The organism is Arthrobacter sp. JDC6, from assembly GCF_056484025.1.
Genome location: NZ_CM151278.1, coordinates 1,296,031 through 1,310,380 on the forward strand (window position 1 = coordinate 1,296,031; position 14,350 = coordinate 1,310,380).

Below are 14,350 nucleotides of genomic sequence, written 5' to 3' on the forward strand. Positions count from 1 at the left end.
TGTCGACTAGCGGGGAAAGTCCCGCACGTTAGTTCTTGAGGTACACCTCTGAGCCGCCGTAATTGGGAATGTTGCTCGTAGACAACCCCTCGGCAAGGGACACAAAGCGCGTAAAGTACCCCTGGATTGCACGGCAGTTGCCACTGCAGGAAGGTGCGAGCGGATCGAGGTCCTGGACACTGCCGCTGAACTTGTAGCCCGTCACCTTGAAGGCTAGGAAGCCAACGATCGTGTACTTAGTGTTGTTGCCGTTGTTGAGCGAGACAGCCGATGAAAAGACTGGAATCAGGACAGTGGTGCCCTTAATGGTTGATGGCATAGTGGAACATACGTTCGGCAAGGCAATTCCAGGTTTGCTGCCTACGACGGCGGTGCCAGCATCAACCGTGGCGGAGCAGTCGCTGCCGGCGTCGAGCCAGCCGAAGCCGCCCGGAGCGTAGCCGTTTTGGGCTGCGCAGCCTGGGTACGGCGGTGTGTTCTCGTCGTAGCGAAGCGTGAGGTGGTTAGGGATGGGATCCCCGGTGAAGGTTCCGGTCGCATTGAACTCAGCCAACTGTGAGGCAGTGAGGTTCTTTTTGAAGACGCAATCGCTGATAGTCCAAGGAAAGCTGGTTGCACCGGATACGGCGCCCCAAGACGCTTCTGCGGTTGCGTGAATTTGGGTGCTATCAAAACCCATGACGCGGGCGAAAAAGAGACCGAAACCGTCAGTCGTTGAGCCTGCTGCACGAGCCCTGGTTTCTGCTCTAACGGTCGTTGAATCAGGAAATGTAACCGTCGCCCCGCTCGTACCGTCATTGGCATTGCTGTTGGCGAAGAGGTTTCCTGTTGCCGCAGAGTTACCACAGGACCCCTTGGCACATTGGTTGGCGACCGCCAGGGCTGCGGAGTCTGCCCCGTTCTGTAGCTGGGCTTTTTCCGCGTACATGGCGCCGACATCGACTGCCAAAGCCGCGCATGCGAGAAGGACAACCAAGAAGATGGCGACAATAACGCTTGCGGCGCCATGTTCGCGGTCTTCTGCTAGTGGATGATACCGGTTGGTTGCTTGACTGCTTTCTACCCGCCGCATCTCATAACTCCTACTCCTGTGAGGGTGATTGGAAAGAGGCCGGGGGCGCCAAAGAAGCCAGCATCCAGAAATCCGGAGAGCGATGGCAAGGTCACCGTTGTGGTCACGGTAACGTTGGAACCCGCAGTGCAGCTGCCGGCGTTATTTGTGACGCCAACAGGAAGCCCAGAGAGGGACGGCGCGGCCGCCAGGGTTGCTGCTGTTACGTTCAGCCCGGCCTCCTTATAGTGGATAGCCGCGTAGCGTGCGCCTTCTCGGGCTGCTTGGGTCATCGAAATTTGCACGTTGAGCACGCGGCCGAATTCGATTGTTCCGATCAGGATCAGAAGAAGCAGCGGCAGGAGCATCGCCATTTCGACAGCGACCGCGCCACGTTCTTTTCGTTTCGCTTTCAAAACCGTCTCCCCGGTTTGGTTTGGGTCAATATGAGTGTGAAGAACCGGTCCTTTAAGGAGGCAGGCCGGTTCCGGCCCCAGTTTCGGGTTCCGGAACCGGCCTGGGAGTCGATGACTAAAGCTGCGGCGTGATCCCGGCAAAGAGGCCCTGGATGGCGAGACCGAGCGGCCCGACGGCGATCATGACGATCACTGCGATGAGGGCGACCATGATGCCGTACTCCACCATCGTGGCGCCCTTTTCTTCGCGGGTGAAGCGATCTTTGACGCCGGCGATGAAAGCAGTCATTGAGACCATGAGAGAAGTCATTGTAATTTCCTTTAATTCGGTGAAATGGATTATTGAATTTCAACGAATTTCCAGCTGCCCCCGTAAACTCTTTAGCGGCTGGACTTCGCTAAGAAGAGATTGTCACTGAGGGGTATAGGGTAACAATGCGTAGCGGTACTCGACTTTTTCGGGGGACGCCAAAAGTACATACTCGAATACGCGGTTCGGTACTCAGTCAGTGTTTGCAGGTGTGCCGCAGACTACTCGGCGGCGTGAAGCCACGGCGCTGCCGAGGAACAGGGGTACGCCTGATTTGCTAAGCGAAAAAGAATGTGACGAGGGCAAGAGCGCCCAGCATGGAGGGCCCGTGGGGCACTTCGGTGGCTTTATTTCGGCCTTTCCTGCTCAGGACAATCACCGTGACGATGCCATTCAAGATGAACCCGACGAGCCCTCCGTAGAGGAGATGGCTCCAACCTAGGTACCCCAGGTAAAGGCCAACGGGGGCCGCGAGCTTCACGTCGCCCAAACCGATGCCGCCGGGAGAAATAAGTCCCAAAATAAGGTAGCTGGCAAACAAAGTGACAGCTCCCAGGACTGCCCGAAGCAGATCGTCCGATTGCTTAGCGAATATACCGGGCCATAGAAACAGCAGAATGCCGCCGGCGAGCAGTATGAGTACGAGCGGGTTTGGCAACAAATGGAGCGCCACGTCGATTCGTGCGAGCTGCGTGCCTAATAGGGCAAGGAAAAGGAACGCTGGAAGGCTTAAGGTGATTCCAAAATGCAAAGTGAAGGCGACGCACGCGAGGCCGGTGACTGCTGCCGCTGCAAGTCTTGTCCTCAGAGCGGGCGTTCCACCGAGCCTGGGAAGAAGCTTTGCTATCAGGATCTCGGCGATGGGGGAGAGTGCGCATCCCAGAAGTCCGACCCCTATGACAAGCAGCCAACTGTTGGAGGCCACATTCGCCACTGACAACACTGCATCCCCCATTTTGGTCGCGCCGGCATGGCCCCAGCGGCCGTCGGCTACCTCATTTTGACCCTGAAGCCCCTGACGCGCTAATCTTGGTAGTCGTTGTGCGTGTCCTATTCCGATGGTGCGTGCCCGCTTGAGAATCCGGTTGCAGGATAACTACTCAACGTGCACATTCGGAACTTCAGGATGACTGGTTACATGGAGCCCTCACCTCTGTTCCGGTAGCGCGCAGACAGTAGGTGCGCGAGCTAGCGACACCTAAACAAGAACGCCAGAACAAGAACGAGGCAAACACCGTGCGTACGTACACCCCGAAGCCCGGCGATATCAACCGCCAGTGGCACGTCATTGACGCCACCGACGTTGTCCTTGGTCGTCTTGCAAGCCAGACCGCAATCCTGCTGCGCGGCAAGCACAAGGCCACTTTCGCATCCCACATGGACATGGGCGACTTTGTCATCATCATCAACGCTGAGAAGGTAGCCCTGACCGGTGCCAAGCTGGAGCAGAAGCGCGCATACCGCCACTCCGGCTACCCGGGTGGCCTGACCTCCGTCAACTACGCGGAACTGCTGGAATCCAACCCGGTCCGCGCCGTTGAGAAGGCCATCAAGGGCATGCTCCCCAAGAACTCCCTGGCTGCCCAGCAGCTCGGCAAGCTGAAGGTGTACCGCGGTGCTGAGCACCCGCACGCCGCCCAGCAGCCTAAGACTTTCGAAATCACCCAGGTCGCCCAGTAGTCCTGGCCACCAAACAACTTATCTATACAAGGAGAATCGTGGCTCAGAACGAAGAGACCACCGAGGTCGTCGAGGCCGAGGAAAACCTGACCAGCTACACCTCTGAGAGCTCAGCTGCTGAAGCTGCTCCCAAGAAGGAGCGTCCGGCCCTGACCGTTGCCGGCGCAGCTGTTGGCCGCCGCAAGGAAGCCGTTGCACGCGTTCGCGTTGTGCCCGGCTCCGGCAAGTGGACCATCAATGGCCGCGAGCTGGCGAACTACTTCCCGAACAAGCTGCACCAGCAGGACGTCAACGAGCCCTTCAAGATCCTCGATCTCGAAGGTGCATACGATGTCATCGCCCGCATCCACGGCGGCGGCATCTCCGGCCAGGCAGGCGCCCTGCGTCTTGGCATCGCTCGTTCGCTGAACGAGATCGACGTCGAGAACAACCGCGCGACCCTGAAGAAGGCCGGTTATCTGTCCCGCGACGCCCGTGTCATCGAGCGTAAGAAGGCCGGTCTCAAGAAGGCCCGTAAGGCTCAGCAGTACTCCAAGCGCTAAATCCGCTTGCACAGGAGCCCGTCCCGCTATCCAGCGGGGCGGGCTTCTCCGTTTCTGATGGAGGCTGCCTAAGCGTGGGCTCGCCAACCATACGAACGAAACCAGCCTCTGGCCAGCCGTTTCAAGCCGCAGCACACCCATCCTCTACACTTGACCGGTGTCTAGATTATTTGGAACTGATGGTGTCCGGGGGCTGGCCAACGGCCTGCTGACAGCAGAACTGGCCCTGCAGCTGGCCCAGGCGGCCGCCGTCGTGCTCGGCCACGACCGCAACTCCAACGGCTCCCGGCCCCGCGCCGTGCTGGCCCGCGACCCGCGCGCCAGCGGAGAATTCATCGCCGCAGCCGTGGAAGCCGGGCTCTCCAGCTCAGGCATCGACGTCTATGACGCAGGGGTCCTGCCCACCCCCGCGGCCGCTTACCTGGTGGCGGACCTGGACGCGGATTTCGGCGTCATGATCTCCGCCTCCCACAACCCGGCACCGGATAACGGCATCAAGTTCTTCGCCCGCGGCGGCCAGAAGCTGCCCGACGAGGTGGAGGACGCCATCGAAGCCCAGATGGGCAAGGAAGCCGTCCGGCCCACCGGCGCCGACGTGGGCCGCATCCAGCGCTTCTCCGACGCAGAGGACCGCTACATCGTCCACCTGCTCCGCACCCTCCCGCACCGCCTGGATGGCCTCACCGTGGTGCTGGACTGCGCCAACGGTGCGGCCAGCGGCTGCTCACCCCAGCTCTTCAAGGATGCCGGGGCTGACGTGGTCGTCATCGGCGCCGATCCTGACGGCCTCAACATCAACGACGGCGTCGGCTCCACCCACCTCGGCCCGCTCAAGGAAGCCGTGATCAAGTACGGTGCCAACCTGGGTATAGCCCACGACGGCGATGCCGACCGCTGCCTGGCCGTGGACCACGAGGGCAACGAGGTTGACGGCGACCAGATCATGGCCATCCTCGCCGTGGCGCTCAAGAACTCCGGCAAGCTCAAGGATGACGTCCTGGTAGCCACCGTCATGAGCAACCTCGGCCTGAAGATCGCCCTCCGCGAAGCCGGCATCACCATCGTGGAAACCGCGGTGGGGGACCGCTACGTGCTGGAGGGCATGCGCGACGGCGGATACAACCTGGGCGGCGAACAGTCCGGCCACGTCATCTTTGCCGACCACGCCACCACCGGCGACGGCCTTCTCACCGGCCTGCAGCTCGCCGCGCAGGTGGCACTGACCGGGAAACCGCTCAAGGAACTCGCCACCGTGATGACCAAGCTCCCGCAGGTCCTCATCAACGTCAAGGGTGTGGACCGCACCCGTGTGGGCAGCAGCGACGTCCTGGCCCAGGCCGTGGCATCGGCGGAAGCCGCGCTGGGTGAAACCGGCCGCGTCCTGCTCCGCCCATCCGGCACCGAGCCCGTGGTCCGCGTCATGGTGGAGGCCGCCGACGAGGAGACGGCTCAGTCCATCGCCGAACATCTAGCCCAGGTCGTCCGCACCGAGCTCGCGTTGGAGCTCGCCTCAAACTAGAAGGTAAAGAAATGTGGCCCACCTCCTGATAGGGAGATGGGCCACCATCGGTTGGGGGGACTTACATGGCGCGGTTCCTAGGATCAGCCACAAGGTCAGAACAGGCCCGGCACGAACCGCGTTGTCCGCAGTTTGTATGCGGCGTATTCGGGCAAGTTATCCGCTAGTAGCTGCTCCTCCTGAATTGCCCGGTACGCCTGAACGGCTGCCAGTACCACAAGGATTGCTGTCTTCAACAACGTGGGACTGAAGCAAACTGCGCCGATCAGAGTCACCATCTCTCCGACATAAAGAGGGTTGCGGATCAGCCGATAGGGCCCGTCTTGCACCAGCGTTCTTACTTGGGGCTCTACCCCGAAGCTCTTGCCGAGCGTCATCAGGGACCAGACAGTAAAGACCATTCCCAAGGTCATGAGCCCCACCGCAAACAGAGCTAGACCCTCCGATACTTCCGACCCACCCGCAAACGCGAACAGGAAAGGCAGGAAGCTCCCGATGTATGCCGCGACTGTGGGAGCAATCCGTCCGCTCCGGGCACTTGCAGAATTCCTGGTTAGAAGGAAGAAAAGCACCATCAGATAAAAGACAGTCATGAGTACTTGGTAGGCGACGTGCAACGCGGTGACGAGGGCAGAAGTCGAAGCGACCTTCGAGCCCGAAAATAGTGCGGAGACTGCGCACAGCAACAACAGGGCCATGATCGGGACAAGAATTACCCGTTCAATATCAATTGACGTTGACTCCTCGCGAAGTTTCATCGATAAAGCCTTCCAGAGAGTTGCAGACCCAACATCTGCAGTCACAGTTCCGCGGTCTCCTCGTTGAGGTGGCGGTGCGATGAGCCTAATAGGACTCGGGGATTTAAGGGGGGTAATTTCCCATAAATTGACCCGATCCTGAGCAAACTCCGCGTGTAATGACATCACGGGCCTTGACCGGAGCAGAGCGGCGCGGCCCGACGCCATCGCCGAGCACCTGGCCCAGGTGGTCCGCACCGAGCTCGCGCTGGAACTCGCCTCCAACTAGACGCAGCAAAAAAGTGGCCCGCCTCCCAACAGGGAGACGGGCCACTTTGCGGTTAGAAAGGCTTAGACCCGGTCCTTCAATGCATCCCGGATCTCGGTCAGGAGCGCGACCTGCGGATCCTCTGCAGCGTCCTTCTTCACATCCTTGTTGATCCCAAGCCGGCGGTTGCGGCGCTCAATCATGATGTTCATCGGCATCACCACCACAAAATAGATGGCCGCCGCAATCAGCAGAAAGTTCACCACAGCGGTCAGCAGCACTCCGAACTCGATGGCGTTGCCGTTCAGCTCCACCCTTCCGAAGCTGTCGAAGTTGGGTGCACCCACTAGGCCTGAGACGAAGGGCATCAGCACTTTGTTGACCAGCGCCGTCACAACGGCGCCGAAAGCAGTACCCATGACGACGGCGACCGCAAGGTCAACCACGTTGCCCTTCATGATGAAGTTTTTGAATCCAGTCAGCATACGAACCAAACTAGCGCATGTCCCAGTCCCCGGACTTCCGGTTAAGGGGCGTCACACCGTTTGAGAAAACATCACGTCACGGATCAGATAGCGGCTGCTGGATTCTTCTGCGCCCGAAAGGTCAAGTCCAGGGTCCAGTCTTGGGGAGCTGAGGGACCGAGCTGCCAAACGTATTCGCTCTTGAGTTTCACGCCATCAGAAGTGAACGGGCCGGTGCGCCGTCCATAGAACGCAATGGTGGGCAGGCTCGATTCCGCCGATGTCAGGATTGCGTTGTTGAAATCGCCGTTCATTTTTCTCAGCTGCTCGAGGATGTAGTTCCTGTATGCAGCCTCGTCCAACGTGCGCTCGTGGGTGGCCTTTGCCGTCAGTTGCAGTGCAATGTGCAGCTGCCGGTTTCCCTGCTCATCTTCGAAACTGACGAGGCGGTGGTTTTCTACGGCTGCGAGAAGGGTTTGGTCGCTGCTGAGCACATCGCGCAGCGCATCCGGTGCCACAACCGCCCCGTTGAAGTCGACGGACAGGTCGCTCCTGCCGTAGTGGAAGAGCAGCGGCAGATCGAGGAACTGTTGACGAATAACGTCTTCGAGCCCGAATTCCTTCAGCACGGCATTGACTTCACGTACACGTAGCACGTGCCCTCGATCGTGGATGTTGTAACGGATCCTCGGGTTGACGTTCTCTTTCCGCACGATAGTGACGACGAGTTCCCCGTCCGCGTTCGTCTCCATCAGGTAGTCGTATGGGTTGAACTGGAAGATCATCGGTAGGACGCCGTACTCGTCCTGCCGCGTGAGCCGTGCTGACAGTTCAGCGTTGGCATCTAACGCCTTGCGAAGTTCCACTGTGTAATCGGTTTCGATGGCGATGTTTATTTCAAGGTCGGAGGCACCGTAGGACCCAAAGGCGCTGTGGGCGTACTTGGTGATGTGGGCCCGCATGTTCTCGCTGATACCCTCGCCGCCGAACGCGGCAACAATGTCGTAGTCTTCCCATTTGACCCGGTCGTCGTCGAACAAGGATTTCAAAAAGGGCGGGTAGCTGAGGATGATGTAGGTGTAGTCGGGCCCGAATTCGAGCATCGTGGCGATTGCTTTGTCACGGTCCGGGCCAATGGATTTGATCATCGTGACGTCCGTGAGCGAAGTCGTCACGTTCATCCCTGTGGCCCACGCTCCGAGCGAAAAGCAGTTGAGCACGAAGGGCTGCTTCTTGAGCGTTTCCGCAGTCCGGGAAAAGCCCACCTGGAGCAGCTGCCGTGTGGCGAGGCGCTCCTCAAGGCCCCGTACCCAGCTGGTGGGAACACCTGAGCTTCCAGAGGATTCGTCGACCACTACGCCGTGGCGGGGAAGCACCCCGTCGACGCTGCGGGCGGGAATGGTCCAACGTTTGATATAGCTGTCTTTGTCCATCTCCGGCAGCGCTGCGAAGGCCCGCGTCAGTGTTTTGCCTCCGAGTGAAAGCTTCCCAGGTACCCCGTTTTCGGCGAGAAACTCGCGATAGGCTGGTACGCGTTTGGCTGCCATCTCAAAGGTCCGCCATGCCCTCCAGCGGCCGGCCGTCCACCGGAAAGGCTCGATGCCCGGCATCAGCAGGATCCGGTGCGTGGAGATTCTCGGGGTGAACAGTCCAACAAACCTGTCCATGAGAAACACGAATACGAATATGAACCTTTTATTCACGGAGGGGCTCCTGTAGTGACATGTCTTCAGGCAATGGACTAAGCAGAGTCGAGGTGGCGGGGCGGCGGTGGGCGGCTGGAGGGGTGTCGCTATAGCCGAATCTGAAGAGCATCCAAGCCATTCTGTTCGCGGTTTCACGTATTCCCGCAGCCTGTACAAACTCGGCGTGAGAGGCCGGGTTGGTGATAACGGTGCCGAAGGGATGGAGGCAGACGCCTTTCTCCGTAAAGAAAATCCAGATCCGCATGAACGTCCGCCCGGCCTCCAAATAATCGGCGGGCTCGGCGAACCGCCCTTCCAGCCACCCGAGTTGCCGCACCCCATGCATTGTGCGCAAGTAGAGGCCCCTTATGAGACCGCCGATCAGAGGAAGGGACCACAAGCCGCGGTGACCCATCGCGAAGCGAAGGATCCGACCAGGCATCATCATCGTTTCCGCACTCAAGCCGTCGGCCTTTGCGGCCGCTTCTTCCTTAGAGAACCGCAACCAGTGCATAATCTCGGCGTAGACGGCATCATTTCGCAAATCCGAAAACAGAGTCTTTTGATTGATTTGCACGAGTAAAGAAACAAGGCCGGCATCAACCGTCGATCGGAATTCGAATCCTTGGGCGGCCGCGATTGCGGAAGCAGAGACCAGCAACTCATCGCCCACAATCCTGCTGTCATAGGGTCGGCGGGAGGTTCGTCTGGCGCGGAACGCGGCTAGCCGACGTAAAGACTCAGATTGCAGCGCGTCGTCACCGGCAGCAGGTTCCAATCGCACTGTGCCAATAACATGAAGCCGGTCTTCGGCGGCGAAATCCATTTCCGAGTGTTCAAGGAATTCCGTTGTCCGGTAGCCGCGGGCCGCAGCGACTACGGACAACGACTCCAAAAATACACCCGCACAGACATGGCCGAAGGGGATACCAAACGACTCGGCAGGCAATCCGAGGTCAAGGTCATAATAAATAACTGCCGCCGTCTCACTGATGGCTCTCAACTTAATCGGCTGGGAGTTATGAGGTGAGGGATACCAGCGAACGTCATTAACGAGATCGAGCCAAAGGGCTCCGGCATCCATAACCATGCCGTCAATCTATGAGACGCAGCTAGCAATGACTATCTTGGTGCTCAAATCCTGCGCAATACTTGAGGCACCGATGGCCTCTCGCCAGCCTGGACTTAGGGGTTGTCAGGAATGGCAGCCTGACTTGGCCCCTTTACACTCCGGCCCGCTCAGGTGAAGCGGTATCACCGGCATCACAGGTACGCCGGTGCCGCTTCCAGGCCGAAGTATTCCTCCAGCGTGCCGATGCCCCGGTTCAGCATGTCCGTGGCCGCCTCCACACCCACGTACCGCAGGTGCCACGGCTCGTAGTAGTACCCCGTGATGGGGTGCAGCATCCAGGGATACCGCACCACGAATCCGAAGCGGTGGCCGTTGGCTTTCGCCCAGGACGCCGCTGGCTGGTCGGCAAAGCACGGCTGGAAGCTGCAGGCGCCCCCGCCGTCCGCGATGTCGAACGCCCACCCCGTCTGGTGCTCCGAGTGGCCGGGCCGGGCACTGGCCGTGTCGGCATCGGCTTGCCCGCGCGCCGCGACGTACCCGTTGTAGGTGGTCACCTGCGTGCTGTACGAGCGGTAGCCGCTGGCCAGGACCAAAGCCACGCCATCCTGCGCGGCGGCCGCGAACATCGCTTCGGCCGCCGCAGCCGTCGTGCTGTTCAACAGCGCCGCCTCGCCCGCGGCGGAAATGGCGACGGCGGGACGCACCAGGTCAGCCGGCACAAAGTCCGCCGGCTTCAGGGGCCGGTGCTTGTTGACGATGACCCACTGGCTGGCCGGGTCATCAAGCGAAAACTGACGCGCCAGGGCCGCCGACGGCGACGGTGACGGTGCGGGGGACGGCACCTCCGGTGACTGGCCCACCGTGGCGGCTTCCGCCGTCGGGCCCGCTGAAGCGGTGACCGCAGCAGGGGAGGGGGCTGCGGAAGAAGCAGCGGACGACGCCGGCACGGCCTTGGGTGCCTCAGGCGTGCACGCTGCCAGGACAGTCAGCCCGGCCCCCGCTGCGAGGAACCGGGTGAAGCTGCGCCGGCTGGGGGACCCGCATTGGTAGCACACCTGTGCTACACCTTCCGGAGGAGCATGCGGCGAATGGAGTGGTCCGCTTCTTTGGTCAGCACCAGCTGCGCCCGCCCCCGCGTGGGAAGGACGTTCTCCTCCAGATTGGGCTCGTTGATCCGCTTCCAGATGTCGCGTGCCGTGGTTTCGGCTTCCTCGTCGGACAGCGTGGCGTAGCGGTGGAAGTAGGACTCCGGCTGTGCGAACGCGGTGCTGCGCAGCTTCCGGAACCGGTCCACGTACCACTCCTCGATGTAGGAGGTCTTGGCATCGACATAGATGGAGAAGTCAAAGAAGTCGCTCAGTGCCAGCCCCTGGCGGCCGTCATGCCGGGGCCGTGCCGGAGCCAGGACGTTCAGGCCCTCCACGATGAGCACGTCCGGGCGGCGGACCACCACTTCCTTGCCGGGCACGATGTCGTACGTGACGTGGGAGTACCAGGGCGCGCGCACTTCCTCGGCGCCGCCCTTGATCTCGCTCACGAAGCGCAGCAGCGCCCGCCGGTCGTAGGACTCCGGGAAGCCCTTCCGGTCCAGCAGTTGCCGGCGCTTGAGTTCGGCCAGGGGGTAGAGGAAGCCATCGGTGGTGATGAGTTCCACGTTGGGGGTGCCCGGCCAGCGGCGGAGCATCTCACGCAGCACGCGGGCGATGGTGGACTTGCCCACGGCAACCGAACCGGCCACGCCGATCACGAACGGGGTGCGCTGGGTCTGCTCGCCCAGGAACGTGGTAGTGGCCGCGTGCAGCTGCCCCGCCGCCTCAACGTACAGGTGCAGCAGCCGTGACAGCGGCAGGTAGACATCCCTGACTTCATTGATGTCCAGGGGGTCACCGAGCCCGCGAAGGCGCAGCACATCCTCTTCATTAAGGGGCTGTTCCATCTGGGCTGCGAGCCGGGACCAGGTTTGCCGGTCCAGCTCCACGAACGGCGAGGCACCCTCCCCGTTCGCTTCATTGCGTTGCGAAGTCACGCTAAAGATTCTGCCCCGCGCCCGGCCCATCACGAAATGAGCGCCCTGCTCAGCGCGGCGGAGCCCGTCACGCAGGCCCCCGCAAACGCCCCGCCGGGTGGGCCGCCGGTTTAGAGCAACAGGCACGCTGCCGATAGTCTTGTGCCTATGTGTGGAATCGTGGGATACGTAGGCCGTCCGGTTGACGGTGCAATTAACGGTCACAGTGCCCTGGATGTTGTCCTTGAAGGACTGCGCCGCCTGGAGTACCGCGGTTATGACTCTGCCGGCGTGGCAGTGGTGTCCAAGGGCGCCATTGAGTCGCGGAAGAAGTCCGGAAAGCTGAGCAACCTGATTGCCGAGCTGGAGGCCCGCCCGTTGCCTGAGACGGTGACCGGGATCGGACACACCCGCTGGGCCACGCACGGCGGCCCGACGGACCGCAACGCGCACCCGCACCTGGCTGACGGCGGCAAGCTGGCCGTGATCCACAACGGCATCATCGAAAACTTCGCCGAGCTCAAGGTCGAGCTGCTTGAAAAGGGCGTCACGTTCCTGTCCGAGACGGACACCGAGGTCGCTGCCGCGCTGCTGGCCGACATCCTCCGGAACAAGCTGGGCGGGGACACCGCGAACGGTGGCCTGACCCGCGCCATGGAGCTGGCCTGCCAGCGCCTGGAGGGCGCCTTCACCCTGCTGGCCGTGCACGCGGACCAGCCCGACGTCGTCGTGGCCGCCCGCCGCAACTCACCGCTGGTGGTGGGCCTGGGCGAGGGGGAGAACTTCCTGGGCTCGGACGTGTCCGGGTTCATCGACTACACCCGCCGCGCGGTGGAGCTGGGCCAGGACCAGATCGTGACCATCACCGCAGACACGGTGGAGATCACCGATTTCTACGGCAACCCGGCCCAGGGCAAGGAATACCACGTGGACTGGGACCCGGCCTCCGCGGAAAAGGGCGGCTTCTCCTCCTTCATGGAGAAGGAAATCCATGACCAGCCCGACGCCGTGGCGCAGACCCTGCTGGGACGTTCGGACATCAAGGGCAAGCTGACCCTGGACGAGCTGCGGATTGATCCGGAACTGCTGAAGCAGGTCAACAAGATCATCGTGCTGGCCTGCGGCACCGCCGCCTACGCGGGCATGGTGGCCAAATACGCCATCGAGAACTGGTGCCGGATCCCCACGGAAGTGGAGCTGGCACACGAGTTCCGCTACCGGGACCCGATCCTGGACCAGAACACCCTGGTGGTCTCCATCAGCCAGTCCGGCGAGACCATGGACACGCTGATGGCAGTCCGGTACGCCCGCGAACAGGGCGCCAAGACCATCTCCATCTGCAACACCAACGGCTCCACCATCCCGCGCGAATCCGACGCCGTGCTGTACACGCACGCCGGCCCGGAAATCGCGGTGGCGTCCACCAAGGCGTTCCTGGCGCAGATCACCGCCGCCTACCTGCTGGGCCTGTACCTCGCCCAGCTGCGCGGAAACATCTTCTCCGGCCAGATCAAGGACGTCCTCGCGGACCTGAACAAGATCCCCGCGAAGATCCAGACCATCCTGGACAACGCCGGGCCGCTGCGCGAACTGGCCCGCAGCATGGCGAACGAGAAGTCCGTGCTGTTCCTGGGCCGCCACGTGGGCTACCCGGTGGCCCTCGAGGGCGCGCTGAAGCTCAAGGAAATCGCGTACATCCACGCGGAGGGCTTCGCGGCCGGTGAGCTCAAGCACGGCCCCATCGCCCTGATCGATGAAGGCCAGCCGGTGTTCGTGGTGGTCCCGTCCCCGCGCGGCCGCGACTCGCTGCACGCCAAGGTGGTCTCCAACATCCAGGAAGTCCGCGCCCGCGGCGCCCGCACCTTGGTCATCGCCGAGGAAGGCGACGAAGCCGTCAAGGCCTACGCCGAGTACGTCTTCTACGTCCCCGAAACCCCCACCCTGCTCATGCCCCTGCTGACCACCGTCCCGCTGCAGATCTTCGCCGCGGAACTCGCGGCAGCCAAGGGCTACGACGTGGACCAGCCCCGCAACCTCGCCAAGAGCGTCACCGTCGAGTAACAGCCAGCCAATGAACAGCTGAAAGCCCCGGGCCCACTGAACCAGTCAGTGGGCCCGGGGCTTTCACCTTAACCCTGCCGTGCCAAAACCAGGTGTTTGCGCTGATGGCGGACAACCGCAATTTCCGGGGTCAAACCGCACCCTGCACCCGCTTCCGGCCAGGCGCGCCCCCGTAGAATGAAGCGCATGATCGTTGGCATCGGGGTAGACGTAGTAGACATCGAGCGGTTCGGCCGCCAGCTGGAACGGACGCCGGGCCTGAGGGACCGCCTGTTCGTGCCGGCGGAACGGGAACTGAACACCCGCTCCCTGGCAGCCAGGTTTGCCGCGAAGGAAGCCGTGGCCAAGGTCCTTGGTGCGCCCGCCGGCATGAACTGGCAGGACTGCTGGATCGGCCTCGACCATAACGGACCCACCGTCCAGGTCAAGGGGACCGTCCTTGCGGTTGCCGAGGCCAAAGGCGTCAAGCGCTGGCACCTGTCCATCAGCCACGACGGCGGCATCGCCACCGCCACGGTCCTGGCCGAAGGCTGACCAGGC

The 14,350-nt window shown here is 61.7% G+C and carries 15 protein-coding genes; 5 read left to right on the top strand and 10 right to left on the bottom strand.

Annotated features, from left to right (window positions below; genetic code table 11):
• Nucleotides 1-28 precede the first annotated feature (28 nt).
• From ACV095_RS06120 to ACV095_RS06135, 4 genes are all read right to left on the bottom strand, one after another.
• Nucleotides 29-1,072 carry a pilus assembly protein TadG-related protein gene (locus ACV095_RS06120; protein ID WP_478223115.1) on the bottom strand — a complete coding sequence of 348 codons (1,044 nt, stop codon included), beginning with the start codon at nucleotides 1,070-1,072 and terminating at the stop codon, nucleotides 29-31.
• Nucleotides 1,060-1,467 (bottom strand): TadE/TadG family type IV pilus assembly protein, encoded by a 408-nt coding sequence (locus ACV095_RS06125; RefSeq protein WP_478223116.1) that lies wholly within the window; start codon nucleotides 1,465-1,467, stop codon nucleotides 1,060-1,062. The genes ACV095_RS06120 and ACV095_RS06125 overlap by 13 nt, the downstream gene beginning before the upstream one ends.
• Nucleotides 1,468-1,582: 115 nt before the next feature.
• Nucleotides 1,583-1,777 carry a Flp family type IVb pilin gene (locus ACV095_RS06130; protein WP_478223117.1) on the bottom strand — a complete coding sequence of 65 codons (195 nt, stop codon included), beginning with the start codon at nucleotides 1,775-1,777 and terminating at the stop codon, nucleotides 1,583-1,585.
• A gap of 277 nt (nucleotides 1,778-2,054) precedes the next feature.
• Nucleotides 2,055-2,720, bottom strand: coding sequence for a prepilin peptidase (locus tag ACV095_RS06135; protein WP_478223422.1), 666 nt, complete (start codon nucleotides 2,718-2,720; stop codon nucleotides 2,055-2,057).
• Nucleotides 2,721-3,013: 293 nt separating this feature from the next.
• Here ACV095_RS06135 and rplM point away from each other — a divergent pair, with 293 nt between their 5' ends.
• The 3 genes from rplM to glmM all read left to right on the top strand — a co-directional run bounded on the left by rplM (nucleotide 3,014) and on the right by glmM (nucleotide 5,518).
• Nucleotides 3,014-3,457, top strand: a complete 444-nt coding sequence (rplM, locus tag ACV095_RS06140; protein ID WP_015937805.1) for a 50S ribosomal protein L13 — start codon at nucleotides 3,014-3,016, stop codon at nucleotides 3,455-3,457.
• 38 nt (nucleotides 3,458-3,495) lie between these two features.
• Complete coding sequence (gene rpsI, locus ACV095_RS06145) at nucleotides 3,496-3,999, top strand: 30S ribosomal protein S9 (protein WP_018769171.1); 504 nt, start codon at nucleotides 3,496-3,498, stop codon at nucleotides 3,997-3,999.
• 157 nt (nucleotides 4,000-4,156) lie between these two features.
• Nucleotides 4,157-5,518, top strand: coding sequence for a phosphoglucosamine mutase (gene glmM / locus ACV095_RS06150; protein WP_026265751.1), 1,362 nt, complete (start codon nucleotides 4,157-4,159; stop codon nucleotides 5,516-5,518).
• A gap of 95 nt (nucleotides 5,519-5,613) precedes the next feature.
• On the opposite strand, the gene ACV095_RS06155 is transcribed toward glmM, so the two are convergent.
• From ACV095_RS06155 to coaA, 6 genes are all read right to left on the bottom strand, one after another.
• A complete protein-coding gene (locus tag ACV095_RS06155) occupies nucleotides 5,614-6,276 on the bottom strand; it encodes a methyltransferase family protein (protein WP_478223118.1) in 663 nt (220 codons plus the stop codon).
• Between the two features lie 330 nt (nucleotides 6,277-6,606).
• Nucleotides 6,607-7,008 (bottom strand): large conductance mechanosensitive channel protein MscL, encoded by a 402-nt coding sequence (gene mscL / locus ACV095_RS06160; RefSeq protein WP_018769177.1) that lies wholly within the window; start codon nucleotides 7,006-7,008, stop codon nucleotides 6,607-6,609.
• Between the two features lie 83 nt (nucleotides 7,009-7,091).
• Nucleotides 7,092-8,654 (bottom strand): phenylacetate--CoA ligase family protein, encoded by a 1,563-nt coding sequence (locus ACV095_RS06165; RefSeq protein ID WP_478223423.1) that lies wholly within the window; start codon nucleotides 8,652-8,654, stop codon nucleotides 7,092-7,094.
• Nucleotides 8,655-8,682: 28 nt separating this feature from the next.
• A complete protein-coding gene (locus tag ACV095_RS06170) occupies nucleotides 8,683-9,762 on the bottom strand; it encodes a hypothetical protein (RefSeq protein ID WP_478223119.1) in 1,080 nt (359 codons plus the stop codon).
• A gap of 173 nt (nucleotides 9,763-9,935) precedes the next feature.
• Nucleotides 9,936-10,799 (bottom strand): M15 family metallopeptidase, encoded by an 864-nt coding sequence (locus ACV095_RS06175; protein WP_478223120.1) that lies wholly within the window; start codon nucleotides 10,797-10,799, stop codon nucleotides 9,936-9,938.
• A 5-nt stretch (nucleotides 10,800-10,804) separates the two neighbouring features.
• On the bottom strand, nucleotides 10,805-11,800 hold the full coding sequence (coaA, locus tag ACV095_RS06180; protein ID WP_186447803.1) for a type I pantothenate kinase: 996 nt from the start codon (nucleotides 11,798-11,800) through the stop codon (nucleotides 10,805-10,807).
• 117 nt (nucleotides 11,801-11,917) lie between these two features.
• On the opposite strand from coaA, the gene glmS reads away from it, so the two are divergent.
• Both glmS and ACV095_RS06190 read left to right on the top strand, forming a co-directional pair.
• A complete protein-coding gene (gene glmS / locus ACV095_RS06185) occupies nucleotides 11,918-13,810 on the top strand; it encodes a glutamine--fructose-6-phosphate transaminase (isomerizing) (protein ID WP_478223121.1) in 1,893 nt (630 codons plus the stop codon).
• 186 nt (nucleotides 13,811-13,996) lie between these two features.
• Nucleotides 13,997-14,344, top strand: a complete 348-nt coding sequence (locus ACV095_RS06190) for a holo-ACP synthase (protein WP_013601780.1) — start codon at nucleotides 13,997-13,999, stop codon at nucleotides 14,342-14,344.
• The last annotated feature ends 6 nt before the right edge of the window (nucleotides 14,345-14,350 follow it).

Excerpts from the sequence above, each read along its gene's own strand:
- ACV095_RS06120 (WP_478223115.1), bottom strand. The coding sequence starts at position 1,072 with ATGCGGCGGGTAGAAAGCAGTCAAGCAACCAACCGGTATCATCCACTA.
- ACV095_RS06155 (WP_478223118.1), bottom strand. The coding sequence starts at position 6,276 with ATGAAACTTCGCGAGGAGTCAACGTCAATTGATATTGAACGGGTAATT.
- glmS (WP_478223121.1), top strand. The coding sequence starts at position 11,918 with ATGTGTGGAATCGTGGGATACGTAGGCCGTCCGGTTGACGGTGCAATT.
- ACV095_RS06165 (WP_478223423.1), bottom strand. The coding sequence starts at position 8,654 with ATGGACAGGTTTGTTGGACTGTTCACCCCGAGAATCTCCACGCACCGG.
- ACV095_RS06170 (WP_478223119.1), bottom strand. The coding sequence starts at position 9,762 with ATGGTTATGGATGCCGGAGCCCTTTGGCTCGATCTCGTTAATGACGTT.
- ACV095_RS06190 (WP_013601780.1), top strand. The coding sequence starts at position 13,997 with ATGATCGTTGGCATCGGGGTAGACGTAGTAGACATCGAGCGGTTCGGC.
- mscL (WP_018769177.1), bottom strand. The coding sequence starts at position 7,008 with ATGCTGACTGGATTCAAAAACTTCATCATGAAGGGCAACGTGGTTGAC.
- ACV095_RS06130 (WP_478223117.1), bottom strand. The coding sequence starts at position 1,777 with ATGACTTCTCTCATGGTCTCAATGACTGCTTTCATCGCCGGCGTCAAA.
- coaA (WP_186447803.1), bottom strand. The coding sequence starts at position 11,800 with ATGGGCCGGGCGCGGGGCAGAATCTTTAGCGTGACTTCGCAACGCAAT.